Genomic DNA, 19,168 nt, shown 5'->3' with positions numbered 1-19,168 from the left:
TGCGGTAGGTGCCCGCGCTGTGCCAGGCCATCCGGATCATCAGCGGGCCGTAGTTGCCGAAGTCGGCCGGCCACCAGTCCTGGGAGGTGGTCAGTACCTCGGCGATGTCCTGCTTGACGGCCGCGAGGTCGAGGTTCGCGAAGGCGTCGGCGTAGTCGAACTGCTCGCCGAGGGGGTTCGCCACGGCGGGGTCCTTGGCGAGGATCTTCAGGTTGAGCCGCTCCGGCCACCACTGGCGGTTTCCGCCGCCCTGGGTCGGGTGCAGGGCGCGTCCGTGGGCGACCGGGCAGCCGCCTTCGCCCTCCGATTTCGCGTCTACGACGATTGCGTCATGGTTCTCAGACATGGGAATCCTTCCGGACCAGGCGGATCACGGTGCTCAGTAACTGTGGGCGGTGGAGCGGTGGGGGGCACGGGCCCCAGTTGACGGCCTCGGCCTCGTCGATCGAGAGGCAGCGTCCCTCGAACCGGGCCGCGATGAGTGCGTGGAGGGTCTCACGCACGGCATGGAGGGAGACATGGCCCACACGGCCGCGCACCCGGGAGTCGATCGCCCCGGCACACCGAAGCTCGACGCACCGAAGCGGTCACCGTCCTGGACGGTCACGAGCAGCGTGCCGCGGGCGGCCGTCATCCGCAGGTCGGCACCGCGCGGCTCTTCGGCGGTGGTCATGTCACGTCTCTGTCTCATGCAGTACGGGAGTCTTCCTGTCTCTTGGCTATCGCCGGAACTGATCCTACGATGGACAGAGTCCAAGTCAATAAGCGCGCCAAACCCATATCCAATCGGAACCCGGACGTCTACCGGTAAACTCCGGGCATCCCACCGAACCTGAATAGGTGAACCGATATGAGTGACCTGCTGGAGCGACTGCGAGGGCGCGGCTGGCGGATGACCTCCCAGCGGCGTGTCGTTGCGGAGGTCCTCGACGGCGACCACGTACACCTCACGGCCGACGAGGTGCATGCGCGCGCGGTACAGCGGTTGCCCGAGATCTCCCGGGCGACCGTCTACAACGCCCTGGGCGAGCTGGTCTCCCTCGGTGAGGTCATAGAGGTCTCCACCGACGGCCGCGCCAAGCGCTACGACCCCAACGCGCACCACCCCCACCAGCACCTGGTGTGCTCCAAGTGCGGCACCATCCGCGATGTCCACCCGACCGGGAATCCGCTGGCCGACCTCCCGGCGGAGGAGCGGTTCGGTTTCACGGTGTCCCAGGTCGAGGTCACCTACCGAGGGCTGTGCTCATCCTGCGTCTAGGCGGTGCCCGCCGCCCGGGCGGCGTCCGCGGGGACGCGGAGCTGCGGCGGCGAAGCCGATCAGGCCCGCGCCTCCCGCGCCACGGCCATCCCCGCTCGGAGCGCGGCCACGGGGTCGGCCGCCTCGTCCAGCTCGATGAGGACGATGCCGGCGCCGGGAGTGCGTGACATCGCGTCGGCCCAGCCTCGCCAGTCCACGATGCCCTGGCCCGGTTCGGCCATGTAGGGCTGCTGCTGGGCGAAGACCGTGTCGTCGATGGTGAGCTCGACGTCGATCGGTTTGACCGCGTCCTTCCAGTGCGCCAGGGCGATGCGCGGGGAGTGGCGACGCGCGACGGCGACGGGGTCGCCGCCCCCGAGTGCGATGTGGCACGAGTCGGGGCACAGCCACACGTAGCGCGGATCGGTCAGGGCCATGAACAGGTCGATGTCCCGTTCGTACCAGAGCGTGCTGTTGGACTCCGTGTGGAAGGCGAGCTTCACACCGTGCCGTGCGACGGCCTCGCCGACCACATGGGCGATGTCGGCCATCCGGGTCATGTACGCGGCGTCGACGAAGAAGGGCGGCCGCGTCCCGTACGTCGTACGCATCGGCAGCCCGGCGATGAGGAGTTCCGCCCCCACCTCGGCGAGGAAGGCCGCCCGTCGTTCGGCGTCGGCGACGATCGCGGGCAGGTCGTCGCTGTGCCGCCAGTCGGGGGAATCGCCCTCGGCGATGAAGGCGCTCACCACGGACAGGCCCCGGGCCGCCAGCTCGCGGCGGAACGACGGAGCGTCGCCGAAGGCGCGCAAGGCCGAGGCGATGTCGCCGGGCGCGAAGGTCAGCTCGATGCCGGAGACACCGGCCTCGGCCAGCGCGTCCATCACGCGCCGCCAGAAACCCTCAGGATTCCTGACGGCCCGGTCGCGCACCGCGTCGGCGGAGTCCAGGCCCCAGAAACCCGGGTGGTAGAAGGTCACGATGTCGGTCGCGAAACGTGGTGCCACGATGGCTGTCTCCGGGCGGATCGGCGGTGTCATTCGGCACCTGCGCGGGCGTTGTAGACGACGAGGCCGTCGGCGTCGACGGCCTCCCGATAGCCGCGGAACACGGCGAGCGCCTCGTCCCGGAGCACGTCCTGTACGACCTCGATGCCGCGTGCCTCGAACTGCTCGGCCCAGTCCGCGCCGAGCGGGCCCTCGTCGAACGTGGTGATCTCCTCCAGCTCCGGGCCCTCTCCGGCGACCACCAGGCCGCGTACCCCGGACCACATCGCCGCGCCGTAACACTGGACGCACGGCCGCCAGTTCACGACCAGCTCGTGAGAGGGCAGCCCGTCGCCGCCGAGGTCCCAGCCGCCGGTCGCCTTCTGGGCCAGCCCGAGCGCGACGACCTCGGCGTGCGCGCTGGAGACGCCGGAGCCGAGCACGACGTTCACACCGACCGAGACGATCCGGCCGGTGTCCCGCTCGGCGACGAGCGCCGCGAACGGGCCGCCGTTGCCCTCCCGCCAGTTGCGGTCGGCCAGCCGGTGCACGAGGCGCATCCGGTCGCCGCGATCGGCGACGACCGCGGGCACGGTGGCCAGTTCGTCGTCGATCCACGCCGGCAGCGCCACGCGGTACTCCCTCTCGATGTCGATCACGATCGACCTTCCTCTCGGTGTGCGGCTCAGTGCGCGGCGAGCGCCGCGTTGCGTTCGGCGACGGCACGGGCGGCCCGTACGGCGGTCACCGCGCCGGTCAGGGTGACGTTGGCGGCCATCGCGGTGGGGAGCACGCCGTTGCCGGCGAGGTACAGGTTGTCGAAGCCCCACACCCGGCCGTCCGGGTCGCACACGCTGGTCCCGTCGTCGGCGATACCGGCACGGACGGTGCCGGTCTGGTGCAGCGACGAACCGGGCGGGAGCAGTGCGCGTTCGGTCGCGGGATCGAACGCGCCGAACTCCTCGGCGAGCGACCGGGCTTCGTCGAGGGCCCGCCGGATCAGCGCGCGGTCGGCGTCGGAGTAGCCGAACTCGACGCCGATCCGCGGCATCCCGGCGAGGTCGGTCTCGGTCGTGGAGAACAGGAGCCGGTTCTCGGGGCGTGACTCGACGGGGGCGAACAGCGAGAGGCCCACGGAGTGCGCCAAGGGGCGGCCGCCCTCATCCACGTACGTCCGGTTCATGATCTGGCCGTGGAACGGCTGCGCGGCTCCGTTCTGCGGCAGCCAGAGCGAATCCGTGCTGAACTCGCCGACCCGCGGCAGGGGCAGGGAGTCGAGGTCGATGCCGAACCGGTCGAGGTCGAGCAGCACTCGGGCGGTGATGAACGCGTGCTCGTTGAGGTGGCGGCCCAGCGCGTCGGGCCGGATGCCCGAAGCGAACAGCAGCTGCGGGGTGCGCAGTGCGTCGGCGCACACCACCACGGCGTCCGCGAGAAGTTCCGACTCGGCGCCGTCGGCGATGTGCCGGAGCCGGGCGCCGGAGACCCGGCCGTCCGAGACGATGAGCGCGGTCGCGAGCGTACCGGTCACCAGGGTGAAGGCCGGGTCCCCGCCGGTCGCGAGCGCGGGGAAGATCGTCCCCGGCGCCGTGCGCGGCATGGGGCCCGATGCCGTCGCGGTGACCGCCATGGGCATCGGCTGCGGCCGCCGGTCGTCGGGTCCGGCGCCGTCGAAGCGACGCCGCAGCACATCGAGCACCACCTGGCCGACCTTGGTGGGGCCGATCGCGGCGGGCGTGACCGCGAGCACCCGGCTCGCGGTGTCCAGATCCGCCGCCCAGCGGGCCGGGTCGCCGAAATCCGGCACCTCGTGGCCGGCGGGCCACGGTGTCGCGGCGGTCCAGTGCACGCCCATGCCGCCCGCGTTCCACGCGAGCGCGGTCGCGGGCATCGCCTCGGCGTCCTCGCCGAAGGCGAGCGCGTGGAACATGCCGGGTGGCAGATCGGTGAGGTCGTCCGCGACCTCGCGCACCACCTCGGCGCCCGTGTACATGCCCTGGATGCCGGAGACGACCTGTTCGTTGTAGCGCGACCAGAGGACCGGGTCGTCCACGTCGTGCAGGTGCCGGCCGGGGACTTCGCCGATCGCGTTGCCGCCGTCGACCATGGTGATCCTCAGCGCCGGATCGGTGTCTCGCAGCAGTCGGGCCACGATGGATCCCATGATTCCGCTGCCCACGATGAGGACGTCGGTGCGGGGGGTGTCGGTCACAGTAGGGCTCCATGTCTTGTGCCGCGGGTGCTGGTGGGGGGTGCGGGGAGGGGCGCGGGTGCTCGGTGCGCGGTCACCCGCTCGGGACGAGCGGGCCGAACAGTTCGGTGTCCATGCGGTCGAGGGCCAACTTGACGGCGCCGACGAGCGAGGCGTCGCGGCCCAGGCGGGTGGCGCGCAGCTCGATCGCGGGGGTGCGGGCCTTACGCATCGCCTCACGCACCCGGGGCAGCAGCATGTCCGCCGCGTCTTCGAGACCGCCGCCGAGCACGATGAGCGACGGCGCGACCGTCCACGACAAGGTCGTGAGGATCGACGCGATGTTGTCCACGAATTCGTCGACCTCGGCGAGCGCGGTTGCATCGCCGGCCCGAGCCGCGTCGAAGTGGTCGAGTGCGACGCGTCGTTGGGCCTGTTCCGGTGAGGTGAGCCAGGCCACGGGGCGGTGCTCGACCGAGCCGGCCGGCATGGACACCGCCTCGACGATCTCGCCCGCGGCGCCGTCGAGACCACGGTGCACCGCACCTCTTATGAGGATGCCGAGACCGGTCCGGTTCCCGAGGATCGCCCACACGACGTTGTCGTGGTCATGGGCTACGCCACGCCAACGCTCCGCGAGCGCACCGAGGTTGGTGTCGTTGTCCGCGAACCAGGGCATCCGGATGCGCCGGGTGAGCTCTTCGGGCAGGTGCACGCCTTCCCACCGCGTGGTGTGCACCAGGCGCCGCACGACCCCGTCGTCGTCGATCGCACCGCCGCCCGCGACCGCACCGGCCCGCAGCCGGTCAGCCGATCCGCCCGCGTCGTCGAGCGCTTCCAGTACCAGCGCCGCCACGTCGTCGAGCGTGGCGGCCGGGTCCTGGTAGGCGTGCAGCGGCCGGTGTGCCCGGCCGAGAATGCGGCCGCGTACGTCGGCGATGACCGCGGACACGTCCACGGTGGTGATGTGGACGGCCGCCAACAGGGCGTGTTCGGCGCGCAGTTCGTAACGGCGGGCCGGGCGTCCGGCGACGCCGCTGGTCGGCACGCGGTCCAGCTCGGTCACCCAGCCCGCCTCGACGAGCGAGTCGAGAATGAGCTCGATGGTGCGGCGGGAGAGACCTGCCTGCTCGGCGAGCGTGGTCAACGTGGTCGGCTCAGCCGCGACCGCCAGCGCACGGAGGATGACCGCGGTGTTGACCCGTCGGACGGCGCTCTGGTTCATCCCGGACATCAGCACGCCTCCGCCCCCTCGGACGGCGTCGGTACCACGGGATCGAACACGCCCGCCGTGTCGGCCGCGAGCGCCCCGCCGGGCCGACCGTATTCGCGCGCCGGATCGCCGAGGGCCCCGGTCGCCCGCGCCCAGGTCGGCTCCTGACCGCGTACGAACCCGACGAGATCGGCGTGCATCGACCCGGCCAGTTCCGCAGGCGGGTTGGGTCCGAGCGCCTCGGCGGCGCCCGGTGCGTAGAGCACGTCGAAGAAGAACGGGATGTCGATGCAGTGCGTGGCGCCGCCGAGCACGGGGGAGGGCCATTCGAAGGAGTACAGCCAGGTGTCGGCGGCGGCGTCGCGGCGGGAGACCGCCACGCGTTGGCAGGCGGCGCGGAACAGGGTGTCCGTCACGCGGGTGCCTGCCGCGCGGGCGGCGGCTTCGGCCGCGAGATCGGCGGCGAGTTCTGCTGTGCGGGAGGGGCTCGGGTGAGGGTCCCTCGGTGCGGCGGCGCCGTCGAACTCGTCGCCCGTCGCGCCGAGCAGCAGCGGTATGTCGTGCCCGTGCACACCGAGTCCGTCGGTGAGGGACACCGGCAGGATGTCGTCGCCGACGAACGGGCCGAGTACGAGGGTGTTGTCGTCCCGCTCGTCTCGCAGGTCGATGACAGCTTGCTGGATGTGCTCCACGGTGCGGCTGCCGAATCCGGCTCGCGTCGGCGGCACACCGAGCCTGTTGCCGAGCCGGCAGAGGAAGTCACGTGCCGCGTCCGCGCCTACGTCGTGGGTGACACCGGACAGGCTGACCGCGCGGTGAAAACGGCCGCCGCCGGCGGGCGACGAGAGCAGGGCGAGCACCGCCGCGCCCCCGGCCGACTGGCCGGCGACGGTGACCCGGTCCGGATCACCGCCGAAGGCGGCGATGTTCTCCTGTACCCAGTCGAGCGCGAGCAGCAGGTCACGCAGTCCGAGGTTTGTGGGTACGTCGTCCAGCAGGGCGAAGCCGTCCACACCCAGGCGGTAGCCGACGGTGACGCAGACGACGCCGTCGCGGGCGAACGCGCGGCCGTCGTACCACGGGCTGGCCTGACTCCCCGCCAGGAAGGCGCCGCCGTGGATCCACACCATGACCGGGAAGGGCACGCGGTCATCGGCGTCCGTGGCAGGGGTGACGATGCCGAGGTTCAGCACGTCGTCGCCCGGCACCGACGGTTCCGGCACGGTGGTCGTGGCGAACAACGGCACGCACTGCGCGGTGGCACCGTGCCGGGACGCGTCGAACGGCTCCGGGAACCGGCCGCGGCGGACCGGCGCCGCGAACCGCCGCGCCCCGGTGGGTGCTTCGGCGAACGGGATGCCGAGGAAGCGCCGTGTCCGGCCCGTGCGACGGCCGATGATCGTGCCCGCGGGGGCATGCACGGTGACCGGCTCGCCGGGCGCGTCGAGTGAGTCCGTACGATCCATACGCTCCATCAGATCTGTCCAATCCCCCCGGTTGTTCATCGGGGTCACCGCATTCCCGTTCCCGCGATGCCCTGCACGAAGTAGCGCTGCAGGAACAGGAAGAGGACCAGCACCGGCAGCATCACGACGATCGCGCCGGCGAGCAGCAGGCCGTAGTCGGTGACGTGCGCGGCTGCCTGACTGGTGGCGGCGAGGCCCACCGGCAGCGTGTAGGTGGACATGCTCTGAGCGGCGATGAGCGGCCAGATGAAGTCGTTCCACGAGATGAGGAACGACATGATCGTGATCGTCGCGACGGCGGGGCCTGCCAGCGGGAGGAAGATCCGGAAGAAGATCCGGAACTCACCCGCACCATCGATGCGGGCCGCCTCGATCAGTTCGTCGGGGATCGACATCGCGTACTGCCGCATGATGAAGACCGACATCGGCGTCGCGACGCCCGGCAGTGCGATACCGGTGAGGGTGTCCGTCAGGCCCAGGTCGACGGTGATCACGAACCGGGTGACGAACAGGGCGGTGAGCGGCACCATCATCGCCGCCATGACCAGGCCGAACGCGAACCGCCTGCCGGCGAAGTCGAGCTTGGCGAGCGCGTAGCCGGCGGCCGACGCGGCCACGATGTTGCCGGCCACCATGATGGTCGCGATCACGATGCTGTTGACGATGAACCGGGCGAAGCCCTCGGTTTCGAACAGCCGCACGAAGTTGTCGAAAGTGACGTCCTTCGGGACCCAGGCACCGGGGTCGGCGCGGATCTCGTCGAGGCTGCGCAGCGAGCCGCTGATCACCCAGATGAACGGAAGCGTGGTGAGCAGTGCGCACAGCACGAGTGCGCCGTACAGCAGGGGCCGGGCGACGGACCGGGGCCGCACAGCGATCCGGTCGGTAGTCATGTCAGCGTTCTCCAACGCGGCGACGGCGGTCATGTGCGCGGCCTGAGCAGGCGGAACTGGACGAGACTCACCAGGCACACGAGGACGAGCATCACGAAGGACGCGGCTGAGGACATCCCGAACTCGCCGGCGCCGAACTGGCGGTAGGTGTACAGCGCCACCGACTCGGTGGAGCCCAGCGGGCCGCCGTTCGTGAGCAGGTACGGCTCGTCGAACACCTGGAGGTAGAAGACGGTCAGCAGCACCGACACCATGAGGGTGGTGGGCAGCAGCAGCGGCAGGGTGATGTGCCTCAACTGCCGCCAGCGGCCGGCCCCGTCGAGGGAGGCGGCCTCGTACACGTCGTCGGGAATCGCCTGCAGACCGGCGAGGAACAGCACCATCGCGGTGCCGAAGTTGCGCCAGATGCCCAGCAGGATGACCACCGGCATGGCGAGGTCCGGGTCGTCCAGCCAGTTCGGTCCGCCGAGGCCGACGCCGCCGAGCACCTCGTTGACGGTGCCGTTGGCGTTGAAGGCGTACTGCCAGATCAGCGCGACCGCCACGACGTTGGTGACGACCGGTGCGAAGAAGAGCGCGCGGAACGTGCCGCGCAGGCGCCGGATGCCGGAGTTGAGCGCGACGGCCAGCGCGAATCCGATCCCCATGGTCAGCGGCACACCGACGGCCACGAAGAGGCCGGTGTTCAGGATGTCCCGCAGGAAGGTCTCGTCGCGGAACAGCCGGAGATAGTTCTCAAGACCGGTGAAGTCGACCGCGAGCGGAGTACGCAGATCCGCGCCCCGCAGGTCGGTGAGGCTGAACCCGAGCGCGGCGACGGTGGGGATCGCCGTGTAGAGCAGGAACACGAGGGTGAAAGGGGCCAGGAACAGCCAGGCGACAGCCGTTCGGCGCGCGCCGCCCCGGAGTCGACGCGCTCTGCGCGCCGGCCCCGGGACGAGGGTGGTGGTCATCGATGGATCACTCCGTCCCCGTGCCGAGGCTCTCGGCGTACGACTGGACGTTCGAGGCGGCCTTCTCGGCGCTCTCCGTGCCCTTGGCCACGGCCTCCATCTCCTTGCCCAGCCGGGTCGCGACCTGCTGCCAGGTGGTCACCTGCGGGAACGCCCGGGTGTTCTTCAGCTGCGTCAGGAAGGCGTCCAGCAGCGGCTGGTCCGCGATGGCCGGGTCGTCCCAGGCGGAGATGACGGCCGGCAGCGAGCTGTACGCCTTGTACTGCGCGACCTGGGTGCTCGGCTTGGAGAGGTCTCGGACGAGCTTCCATGACGCGTCCGAGTTGTCGCTGCCGGCGAGCACGCCCCAGCTGCCTCCGGCGGAGAAGGAGGTGCTGCCGGAAGCCCCGGCCGGCAGAGGTGCGGTGGCGACGTGGGACGCGGTCCAGCCCTTCTTGCCCGCGGCCTTGTCGAGCTGGCCGATGACCCACGGGCCCGTGATCATCGAGGCGGTCTTGCCGCTGGTGAAGTACGGCTGTGCGTCGAGGAAGGTGGGCGTGCTGGTGTCGGCGGCACCCGAGGTGAAGAACGACGCGTTGTACTTGATCGCGTCGGCCATCTCCGGTGTGTCCAGTGTCCATTTGCCGTCGGAGGAGAGCAGCGAGCCGCCCGCCTGCCAGGCGTACATCGCGATGTCCTGGCCGTTGAAGATGTCCCAGCCGGTGTCGGCGCCGAGGGCGCGCTTGGCGCCGGCGCCCTGGAGCGACTTGAAGAACGGCACCATCTCGTCCCACTTGGCCGGCGCCTTGACGCCGGCCTTCTTGGCGAGGTCCGAGCGGTAGACCAGCGCGTAGGTGTAGGCGTACCAGGGCACCGTGTAGGCGACGTTCTTGACCACACCGGCGTCCCAGAGACTCTTGAAGTAGGCGTCCGGGGCGACGAGACCGTCCGGAACGGGCTGCAGGATCGATGGATCGAGGAACTGCGCCTGAGACTCGGGGAAGAACTGGGCCACATCGGGTCCCTTGCCCGCCGCGACCGCCGACTGGAGCTTGGTGTAGTACTCGGCGTTCGGGATCAGCGTGAACTTCACCTTGAGGTCGGGGTTCTCGGCCTTGAACGGCTTGATGACGTCGTCGAGCACGTCGGCGTCGCCCTGGGCGGCCCAGACATCGACGGTGCCGGTGGCCGGGGAGTCATCGATGGACTTGGCGGCGCCGGTCGCGGCGGTGTCATCGCCGCGGCCACAGCCCGCGAGGGCGAAGGTACCGATGAGAGCTAGGCCGGCGGTCATCCGTAGGGCGCCGTGTCTCAGGGAGTTGGGCACGGGGGACTCCTGTCTCATGAAGGCGCTGGACAGTGATGGGATTTCTGGGGGAAGTAGCTTTTTCGATCCGATGGACCTGAGCGACCTAAGGGACCTGGTGGGTCTGATCGGCTCTGTGCGGCCGATGGCGACGCTTTGAAGCTACGAACGCTGTGTTTCGGCAGCGCGGCGCACCCATCACGAATAATTTCGGAACTTGTAGCGAAATCGATTCGTCACGTTATGCTCCGACCTTCGCCGGCTCGCACGGCTGGAGCGGCGCAATCGACGCGCATGACTCGTCGATCGGCTCGTCGGTCAGTCGGGTGTCTCGGTCGAGTCGGCCGGTTGTGAGTCGTCGGCCGGCGTGGGCCGCGATCCGCAGCTGTTTGCCCGGCAAGTCGTTCTCCGGGTTGCCGCGGTAGGCCGGCCTGGGTGCGTTGAGGTGGCTGATGACCTTGATGACGGCGTGCACGACGCCCTTGATGTCGTGTTCGGCGGCGTATCGCGGCCGCGGTACCCGAGGACCGCCCAACGCGCCCCGCGAGCAGACCGACGGCGGCCGCCGCAGTCACCCTCCCCGGGTCTCATGCGCGGCAGGAGCCTGGCGGAGATGTTGTGGCAGCGTGAGACAGTCTCCTGGGCCTGACTGGTGCCCCTCCTGGAACTCTCGCCGGAGACGCATGTCAAAGCACGTCGACACGGCTCCGGACCTGCGAATTCGTAGATTCACCAATTCAAGTAGGCATCCGTCTCGTTTATGTTCTCGCGCACACCGGCTGGTGCAGAGCCATGAACGGAGCCTTCAGTGACAGATTCCCCGATGAGCCGTAGGCGGCTGCTGGCCGCTACAGCTCTTGTAGGTGGCTTGGTGTCCACCGGCCTCGGCGCGCCTGCTTCCGCCTCCGCCCGTCCCGCCGGCGGGAACAGCGAGGAGCTGGTCGTGCCCACGCAATACGGTCAGGTCAGGGGGGAGTGGACGGGAGCTGTCCGGTCCTTCAAGGGGATTCCCTACGCCGCGCCTCCCGTTGGATCCGGCAGATTCCGCGCTCCCCGGGTTCCCGAGTCCTGGCGAGGTGTCCGGGACGCCACCGCACTGGGGCACCCGTCCGTTCAGAACAACCCCGACTTCCCCGCCTGGGTGGACCCTGAGCCGGAGTCCGAGGACTGCCTCTACCTCAACGTGTGGACCCCTGCCCGACGCTCCGGAGCCGCCCAGGCCAAGCCCGTCTTGGTCTGGATCCATGGTGGGGCCTTCAGCTATGGATCAGCGGGCGCCCCCGTGTACGACGGAGCTCGCCTGGCCGAGGTCGCCGATGCCGTCGTGGTGTCGGTCAACCACCGCCTCAACATCTTCGGATACCTCTGGCTCGGTGACGTCGTCCCAGCACTCGCGGCGCACGCGAACCCCGGTCAGCGGGACCTGGTGGCGGCGCTGACCTGGGTCCGGGACAACATTGCCGCGTTCGGCGGAGATCCGCGCAACGTCACCGCTTTCGGCGAATCCGGCGGGGGTGCCAAGATCAACGCCCTGCTGGCCACGCCGGCGGCACGTGGCCTCTTGCACAAGGCGATCATTCAGAGCGGCTCCCAACTGGCTGTCATGACGCGGGAGCAGGCGAACGAGATCACCGACGCCGCGTTCGCCGCGCTGGGAGGCGGGGCGTTCACGGAGGCGCGCCTGCGAGCGCTCTCACCGGACGAGCTCAAGCGGGCGGCCCGGGCCATCGAGAGCCAGAATCCCGGCCTTCCCTTCCAACCCGTCGTCGACGGTCGCTTCATCCCTGACCAGACCTGGAAGGACCGCGCCCCGGCAGGCAGCCGAGGCATCCCGATGATGATCGGCACCAACAGCCAGGAAACGGCGGTGTTCCTGCCCGGCATGAGGGATCAGATCGACACGGACGCGGAACTCAAGCAGAGGTTCGACACCTCAGGCTTTGCACCCGCGCTGTCGGACGCCCAGTACACCCGGCTTCTCGCCGGGTACCGACAGGCCCTGCCCTCCGCCACCCGCCTGGAACTCCTCGTGGCGATGACCACGGACCTGTGGATGTGGCACTCCGCACTGGTCCAGGCGGAGCTGAAGCAGTCCTCACCCGATCCCGTCTACTTCTACGAGTTCGCCTGGCGCACCCCGTGCTTCGGCAGCTCATGGGCCGTCCATGCCGGTGAGCTGCCGTTTGTCTTCGGCAACCTCACCTACCCCACCGCCTGGGACGGCACAGACAGCGACGCCGTGCGCTCCGCCGACGACCCCACAGGACGGCGGTTCGTTCTGGCGGACCAGATGATGCACGCCTGGGGTGCGTTCGCCCGGAGCGGTAACCCGTCGACTACGGACCTGACCTGGACCGCGTATGACACGCACACTCGTCCCACCATGGTGTTCGACCGGGGCTCCTCAACCGTCGTGCTCGACCGGAACGGGCCGCGCCGACGTCTCATCGAAGGGCTGCCCACCGTGTGGTGAAGGCGGTCGGTGGCACCCGAGCATGGTGCGGAGCAGGTCACCGGATCCCTTTGGACTTCTCACCGCAAAGCCGCTGAAGAATTGGACGGCTCACAGTTCTGGCCCCGGATCAGGCCTCTTTAGGCTGCCGGACAAGCGGACGCCCTCCCAGCCAGGACGACCGCGCGTGTCGACAGGGCGCTGAGCACCACCGAGGAGACTTCGGATGACAGTAGTCGGGCAGCCGTCGAGCAAGACGGTCACGGATGTCCTGATCATCGGGGCGGGTCCCTCCGGAGCGACCACGGCGCGGATTCTGGCCGAAGGCGGCTACCGGGTCACCGTTCTGGAGCAGGGCGGCTGGGTGAATCGCATCGACTACCCGAGTGACAAGCCGGAGCGGGACGTCCTGCTCGCGAGCTCGTGGTCGGCCGACCCCAACGTGCGTCGCGGTGCGTGGGACTACCCCTGTGACGTGTCCGAGGCCGATGTGCACCCGCTGAACTTCAACGGTGTCGGCGGCAGCAGCGTCTTCTACGGTGCCGAGTGGCCCCGGTTCATCCCCTCCGACTTCCGGGTCCGCAGCTTGTACGGCTTCGCCGACGACTGGCCGCTCGCCTACGAGGATCTTGAGCCGTACTACGAGCTGCTCGACGAGATGGTCGGCGTCTCCGGACGTCCGGGTGACCCGGCGTACCCGCCGACCGTCGAACCGCCGATGCCGGGTGTTCCGATCGGCCGGATCGGTGTGAAGGCGGCCGAGGGCATGAACAAGCTCGGCTGGCACTGGTGGCCGGCCACCCAGGCCATCGTGACGAAGACCCATGGCGACCGGGGGGCGTGTGCCCGCTGGGGCACCTGTATGTCGGGGTGTCCGGAAGGCGCGAAGGGATCGTTCGATGTGGCGATGTGGCCCGCGGCGCTCGCCGCGGGCGCGACCCTGATCACCGAGGCGCGGGTGCGCGAGGTGACGGTCGACAAGGCCGGTCTCGCCAACGGCGCGACCTGGATCGACGCGGCCGGTGCGGAGCACCACACGCCCGCGGCGGTGGTCGTCGTGTGCGCCAACGGTGTCGGCACCCCGCGCCTGCTGCAACTGTCGGCGTCGAGCCTCTTCCCCGACGGCCTCGCGAACTCGTCGGGCATGGTGGGCAAGCGGCTGATGATGCACCCCTTCGTCGGCGTCATGGGCGTCTACCCGGAGCAACTGGAGAGCTGGCTCGGCCCGTTCGGCGCCAACCTCTACTCCCTGCAGTTCGCCGAGACCGACCTGAGCCGCGGGTTCGCCCGAGGTGCCAAGTGGTCGGCGATGGCGATCCCGGGCCCGATGGAGATCCTGGCGAGGTACGCCGACCTGCCTGTCGCCGAACGGACCGGCGCGGCGGGACAGGCTCTCGTCGAGCGCGCACTCGGCCGGGCCTTCGAGTGGGCGGCCTCCATCGAGGACCTGCCGGACGAGAGCAACACCGTGACCCTGAGCCCGGACCTGGTCGACAGTTCCGGCCTCCCGGCGCCGAAGATCACCTACCGGCTCTCCGAGGACAGCGTGCGCAACCTGGAGTGGAACGTCGAGCGCATGCACGAGGCGCACCAGGCCGCCGGCGCGATCGAGACGAAGGTCGTGCCATGGATGCCGGGCGTCGGCTGGCACATGCTGGGGACGGCCAGGTGCGGTGATGACCCGGCCACCTCGGTGGTCGACCAGTTCGGCCGCGCCCACGACGTCCCCAACCTCTTCGTCCTGGACGGCAGCGTGTTCGTGACCTCGTCGTCGGTCAATCCGACCTCGACGGTGGTCGCCTTCGCCGCCCGCGCGGTGGAACACCTGATGGAGACGGCGAGCAGCCAGAAAGTCCCGGTGTGACCATGCAGATCCGCAGGAAGATCACGATCGACGACAGCACTCGCGCCGGTCTCGCCTCGATCATCGACGTGCTGCTCCCCGGCACCGGGACGCTTCCGTCCGGGCGTACCGTCGGCGCTCACCTGGACCTGCTGGACCAGGTTCTCCAGGCCGATCCGCGGCTCGAACCACTGGTCACCAGGGTCGGCGAGCTCGCGGCCTCTTCGAAGACGTGCACGTTCGCCGACATCGAAGGATGGGCGGGCGGAGACCTCGAGCAGGTGGTTTTCGCCCTGCACTCCGCCTACTACATGTCCCGAGACGTACGGTCCGCGCTCGACTACCCCGGGCAGGCCCGCCGCCCCATCGCGCTCGCCACGCCGGAAGAGGTGTGCTCCGACGACATGGTCGCTCCCGTGTTGGCCCGCGGCGCCGTCTACGTGCCCACGCCCCAGTAGCAGGGCAGGCTCAGGCCGGTCTGCGGCTGGAGCCTTCCCCGCCGCATCCACCCCATCCACGCCGTCACAGGAGAAGAGACAGTTGTCCAAGCCGAGAAGCGTGATCATCACCGGTGCCGGCAGCGGCATCGGGGCGGCCGTCGCCGAGGTCTTCGCCGCCGCGGGGGATCGGATCTACCTCGCCGATCTCTCGGCCGAGCGCCTGAGGGCGACAGCGACGGCGCTGGGCGGTACGAGCGTGAGCACTCACGAGGTCGACGTCACCGACGCAGTCGCGGTTGAGGCCCTGGCCGAGGAGGTCGTGGCGGACCACGGCGGCATCGACGTGCTCGTGAGCAACGCTGGCGTCTTCGACGGAGCGGCGAGCATCCGGGACACCACCGCGGAGCTGTGGGAGAAGGTCATCGGGATCAACCTCACCGGGACGTTCAACGTCGTCAAGGCGGTCAGCGAGCAGATGATCGCCCAGAGGTCGGGACGCGTGATCAGCATCGGCTCGATCGCAGGCCAACGGGCGATGCCCGACGGTGTTGCGTACTGCGCCTCGAAGGCGGCCCTCGAAGGCCTCGTCCGCCGCCTCGCCTACGACCTCGGCGGCCACGGCGTCACCGCCAACCTCGTAGCTCCCGGCGTCGTCCGCACCGGCATCCGCGCGACGTCCGAAGAGATCCTCGGGAACCTCGTCCCGGACACGAACGTCGGTGTCGGCACGAGCACGGACCTGATGGACCTGCTCATCCCCGCGCGACGCGGCGGGGAGCCGGCGGAGATCGCGGCCACCGTCTTCTTCCTGGCGAGTACGGGGGCGGCCTACATCAACGGCGAGGTCATCCACGTCGACGGCGGCTGGATCGCCAGCTGACGACGTGGATGACGTGACGACGCCGATCGGATCGGATCGACCCACGATAGGACGTACTCATGCCACTCGCCCTGCCTGAGGGAAAGCGGCTCGCGATCTCGCTGGGCCCTGACTTCGACGCGCACAGCGTCTGGATGGGCACCTTCCGCTCCACCTCGCAGACACTCCTCTCGCGCGGTGAGTTCGGTGCCGAGGTCGGTGTTCCGCGCCTGCTCGACACCTTCGAGAGGTACGGCATCACCACCACCTGGTCCGTGCCGACGCACACGCTGCAGACCTTCCGCCCCGCCGTCGACGCGATCGTGTCCGCGGGCCACGAGATCGCCGCTCACGGGGTCTACCACGAGTACGTCCCCAAGCTGGAGCCGGCCGAGGAGCGGCGGCTCATCGAGTTGCAGTTGGAGCAGCATGAACGGCTCCTCGGCAGCAGGCCGCGCGGATACCGCTCACCGGCCCTGGACGTCACCGACATCACGCTCGACATGCTTGCCGAGTACGGCTTCGACTGGGACTCCTCGCTCATGGGCCGCGACTTCACGCCGTACCACCCACGGATGGTCACCCACCTGGACCTCGAACTCGGCAACACCTTCGGGCCCGAGAACCGGGTGCTGGAGTTTCCCGTGCACTGGTCTCTCGACGACTTCCCCGAGCTCGAGTCGTTCAAGGGAAGCCCGCTCATGCAGTCCAACCAGGCGGTCCTCGAACGCTGGAAGGACAGCTTCGACTTCGCCTATGACCGCTGCCCCGGCGGCATCATGACCTTCGCCCTCCACCCGCAGACCATCGGCCGGGCACACAACATGATCATGCTGGAGCGCTTCCTCGACCACGTCGTCAGCCATGACGGCATCTGGTTCCCGACCCTGTCACAGGCGTACGACGCCTGGTCCGACACCGAGCCGTCCCGACCCGTCAGCCGCCCGCACCCCGCCGACCTCGAAAGCATCCGCCATGTCTGACCAGACGGCCGTCCTCGGCCTTACCGAAGACCATCACGCCCTGCGCGCCGTCGTACGGCAGTTCGTCGACGAGCGCGTCATCCCCACGGTCATGGAGCGCGAGGCGAAGGACGAGTACCCCGCCGACCTGATCCCGGAAATGGCCGCCCTGGGGATCATGGGCATGTCCGTGCCCGAGGAGTACGGCGGCTCCGACGTCGACTACGTCAGTTACGGCCTGGTCTTCGAGGAACTCGCACGCGGCTGGATGGGCCTGGCCAGTGTGGTGGGCAGTTCCGCGAGCGGTGCGTTCCTCATCGCCCGCTATGGCACCGAGGAGCAGAAGCGGACGTACCTGCCCGGGCTCGCCGCGGGCACGCGCACGAGCGGCATCGCGATGACCGAGCCCTCCGTCGGCAGCGATCTGAAGAACATCCGGCTCACGGCGCGGCGCGACGGTGACTCGTACGTCCTCAACGGCACCAAGACGATGATCACCCAGGCCCGCCACGCGGCACCGCTCGTCGTCATGGCCCGCACGGACCCGACGGCCCAGCCACCGCACCGCGGCGGCATGAGCCTGCTGCTGGTCGAGCTGGACACGCCGGGCTACACGATCGGCCGTGACATCGGCAAACTCGGCCACAAGGGGCTGGAGCTGTGTGAGCTGTCATTCGAGAACGCGATGGTTCCCGCGAGTCAGTTGCTCGGCGAGACCGAAGGCCAGGGCTTCTACCAGATGATGTCGGCGCTCGACCGCGGCCGGATCTACATGGCGGGCGCCTCCATCGGCATCGCCCGCGCGAGCCTTGAGGCCGCCGCCCGCTACGCGAAGCAGCGCGAGGCCTTCGGCAACCCGATCGCCGACTACCAGGCGGTCAAGCTCAAGCTCGCCGACATGGCCCTGCGCATCGACGCCGCCCGCCTGCTCACCGTCAACGCGGCCGTGAAGACCCAGGCCGAGGGCCGGGCCAGTGTCGAGTCCGCGATGGCCAAGGTCTTCGCTTCCGAGACCTGCATCCAGGCCTCGCTGGAGGCCATGCGGATCCACGGCGGCTACGGCTACACCACCGAGTTCGCCGTCGAGCGCTACTACCGCGACGCGCCGCTGATGGCGATCGGCGAAGGCATGAACGACATCCTGATGCTGTCGGTCGCCGAGAGCGTTCTGGCGCAGATCCGCTGACGCCGAGCCACAGCCGGCCGCCGCCGCGGCGATCGGCATGGACAACCCCACGGGCATCACACGCCGACGACGCAGCACGGGAAGCGGATATGAGCCAGCCGATGAAAGCCCTGGTCCTCCGAGGCGGCAAGGCAGCGATCGAACCTCGACCGATCCCGAAGGCGGGCCCCGGCGAGGTGGTCGTTCGCACCACGGCCGCGTCGCTGTGCTCGGCCGACGCCGCGTGCGTCAGCGGTGAGTTCCCGACGCCCGACGGCACCGTACTCGGCCACGAGGCTGTCGGCGCAGTCCACGAGATCGGCGCCCTCGTCGGCGGGTTCTCCGTCGGACAGCGCGTCACCGTCGCCTCGACGACACCCTGCGGACAGTGCACCGACTGCCAGCGGGGCTTCGGCGGCCACTGCGGCGGCACGGCGTGGGGCGGCTACACCTTCGGAATCAGCCGCGACGGCAGCCTCGCCGAGTACTTCGCCGTACCGTTCGCCCAGCACAACCTCGTGCCGATCCCCGACGGCGTCACCGACGCGGCAGCTCTGTGTGTGCCCGACACCATCGCATCCGGAAGTACGGGCCCTGAGGCCGCGCGGTTCCCGCTGGGAGGCACCGTCGTCGTCTTCGGCCAGGGGCACGTCGGCCTCGCGGCGACCATGACGGCCCGTGCGCTGGGAGCAGGTCTCGTCGTGACGGTGAAGGCCCGCCCGGGCGGTGAGGCCCTGGCGAAGACCGTGGGAGCCCACTACGCGCTCAACCTCGCGGAACACGACATCGAGGCAGAGATCCGACAACTCACGGCGGGTACCGGCGCGGACTGCGCGGTCGAGGCGTCGGGAGTGGTGGAGTCCTTTCCCCGAGCAGTGGCTGTCACCCGCCTGGGCGGAGTGGTCGCCGTGCTGAGTTCGTACGGCGGTCCGGACGACGCGTCGCTCGCGCTTCCGCTGGCGCAGTGGGGCCGGGGCATCGGCGACAAGACCATCCTGAGCACATTCCAGCGCTCCGGCAGCGAGCGGCTGGGGCGGCTGCTCCGGCTCATCGAGACCGGCCGGATCGACCCGACGCCTCTCCTGACGCGGCGTTACGCCTTCGACGAGGCCGAGCGCGCGCTCGCCGACGTCACCGCACGCGAGCCCGGCGACATCAAACCGCTCATCACGTTCTGAGCCAGGCCACGGGCCCGACGGCCCCCAGCGAAGAAAGCAGAG

Annotated in this window: 17 protein-coding genes and 1 pseudogene; 8 read left to right on the top strand and 10 right to left on the bottom strand. The window is 69.6% G+C overall.

Annotated elements, in window-relative coordinates; translation table 11 throughout:
* Window positions 1-346, bottom strand: a pseudogene (locus tag AB0I18_RS40935) (catalase-peroxidase); the annotation flags it as partial.
* Window positions 347-850: 504 nt separating this feature from the next.
* Here AB0I18_RS40935 and AB0I18_RS40930 point away from each other — a divergent pair.
* Window positions 851-1,261, top strand: a complete 411-nt coding sequence (locus AB0I18_RS40930) for a Fur family transcriptional regulator (RefSeq protein WP_363110831.1) — start codon at window positions 851-853, stop codon at window positions 1,259-1,261.
* Between the two features lie 59 nt (window positions 1,262-1,320).
* On the opposite strand, the gene AB0I18_RS40925 is transcribed toward AB0I18_RS40930, so the two are convergent.
* The 9 genes from AB0I18_RS40925 to AB0I18_RS40885 form a co-directional block, all read right to left on the bottom strand.
* Window positions 1,321-2,247 carry a sugar phosphate isomerase/epimerase gene (locus tag AB0I18_RS40925; protein WP_363110833.1) on the bottom strand — a complete coding sequence of 309 codons (927 nt, stop codon included), beginning with the start codon at window positions 2,245-2,247 and terminating at the stop codon, window positions 1,321-1,323.
* A gap of 29 nt (window positions 2,248-2,276) precedes the next feature.
* Window positions 2,277-2,885 carry a nucleoside deaminase gene (locus AB0I18_RS40920; protein ID WP_363110830.1) on the bottom strand — a complete coding sequence of 203 codons (609 nt, stop codon included), beginning with the start codon at window positions 2,883-2,885 and terminating at the stop codon, window positions 2,277-2,279.
* A gap of 26 nt (window positions 2,886-2,911) precedes the next feature.
* Complete coding sequence (locus AB0I18_RS40915) at window positions 2,912-4,438, bottom strand: GMC oxidoreductase (RefSeq protein WP_363110829.1); 1,527 nt, start codon at window positions 4,436-4,438, stop codon at window positions 2,912-2,914.
* A 73-nt stretch (window positions 4,439-4,511) separates the two neighbouring features.
* Window positions 4,512-5,642, bottom strand: coding sequence for an ROK family protein (locus AB0I18_RS40910; RefSeq protein WP_363110832.1), 1,131 nt, complete (start codon window positions 5,640-5,642; stop codon window positions 4,512-4,514).
* Window positions 5,643-5,650: 8 nt separating this feature from the next.
* The gene (locus AB0I18_RS40905) at window positions 5,651-7,096 is read right to left on the bottom strand and encodes a carboxylesterase family protein (RefSeq protein WP_363110828.1); all 1,446 of its coding nucleotides are present in this window, start codon (window positions 7,094-7,096) and stop codon (window positions 5,651-5,653) included.
* 44 nt (window positions 7,097-7,140) lie between these two features.
* Window positions 7,141-7,989, bottom strand: coding sequence for a carbohydrate ABC transporter permease (locus tag AB0I18_RS40900; RefSeq protein ID WP_363110827.1), 849 nt, complete (start codon window positions 7,987-7,989; stop codon window positions 7,141-7,143).
* Window positions 7,990-8,018: 29 nt separating this feature from the next.
* Window positions 8,019-8,942, bottom strand: a complete 924-nt coding sequence (locus tag AB0I18_RS40895; protein ID WP_363110826.1) for a sugar ABC transporter permease — start codon at window positions 8,940-8,942, stop codon at window positions 8,019-8,021.
* A 7-nt stretch (window positions 8,943-8,949) separates the two neighbouring features.
* Window positions 8,950-10,248 (bottom strand): extracellular solute-binding protein, encoded by a 1,299-nt coding sequence (locus AB0I18_RS40890; RefSeq protein ID WP_363110825.1) that lies wholly within the window; start codon window positions 10,246-10,248, stop codon window positions 8,950-8,952.
* 220 nt (window positions 10,249-10,468) lie between these two features.
* A complete protein-coding gene (locus AB0I18_RS40885; protein WP_363110824.1) occupies window positions 10,469-10,702 on the bottom strand; it encodes a hypothetical protein in 234 nt (77 codons plus the stop codon).
* Window positions 10,703-11,170: 468 nt separating this feature from the next.
* On the opposite strand from AB0I18_RS40885, the gene AB0I18_RS40880 reads away from it, so the two are divergent.
* From AB0I18_RS40880 to AB0I18_RS40850, 7 genes are all read left to right on the top strand, one after another.
* On the top strand, window positions 11,171-12,700 hold the full coding sequence (locus AB0I18_RS40880) for a carboxylesterase family protein (RefSeq protein ID WP_363110823.1): 1,530 nt from the start codon (window positions 11,171-11,173) through the stop codon (window positions 12,698-12,700).
* A 205-nt stretch (window positions 12,701-12,905) separates the two neighbouring features.
* Window positions 12,906-14,543: a GMC family oxidoreductase gene (locus AB0I18_RS40875; RefSeq protein WP_363110822.1), complete on the top strand. Its 1,638-nt coding sequence runs from the start codon at window positions 12,906-12,908 to the stop codon at window positions 14,541-14,543.
* Window positions 14,540-14,980 (top strand): hypothetical protein, encoded by a 441-nt coding sequence (locus AB0I18_RS40870; RefSeq protein ID WP_363110821.1) that lies wholly within the window; start codon window positions 14,540-14,542, stop codon window positions 14,978-14,980. The genes AB0I18_RS40875 and AB0I18_RS40870 overlap by 4 nt, the downstream gene beginning before the upstream one ends.
* Window positions 14,981-15,062: 82 nt before the next feature.
* Entirely contained in the window at window positions 15,063-15,842 is a 780-nt protein-coding gene (locus AB0I18_RS40865; protein WP_363110820.1) for an SDR family NAD(P)-dependent oxidoreductase, read from the top strand.
* Window positions 15,843-15,901: 59 nt separating this feature from the next.
* Window positions 15,902-16,804, top strand: a complete 903-nt coding sequence (locus tag AB0I18_RS40860; protein WP_363110819.1) for a polysaccharide deacetylase — start codon at window positions 15,902-15,904, stop codon at window positions 16,802-16,804.
* Window positions 16,797-17,969 (top strand): acyl-CoA dehydrogenase family protein, encoded by a 1,173-nt coding sequence (locus AB0I18_RS40855; RefSeq protein WP_363110818.1) that lies wholly within the window; start codon window positions 16,797-16,799, stop codon window positions 17,967-17,969. The genes AB0I18_RS40860 and AB0I18_RS40855 overlap by 8 nt, the downstream gene beginning before the upstream one ends.
* Before the next feature lie 89 nt (window positions 17,970-18,058).
* Window positions 18,059-19,126 (top strand): alcohol dehydrogenase catalytic domain-containing protein, encoded by a 1,068-nt coding sequence (locus AB0I18_RS40850; RefSeq protein WP_363110817.1) that lies wholly within the window; start codon window positions 18,059-18,061, stop codon window positions 19,124-19,126.
* The last annotated feature ends 42 nt before the right edge of the window (window positions 19,127-19,168 follow it).

The sequence above is a fragment of the Streptomyces sp. NPDC050704 genome, from assembly GCF_040654355.1.
Lineage (GTDB): Bacteria > Actinomycetota > Actinomycetes > Streptomycetales > Streptomycetaceae > Streptomyces.
The sequence above is the reverse complement of the archived record's forward strand: the minus strand, read 5'-3'. Positions and strand labels throughout refer to the sequence as shown.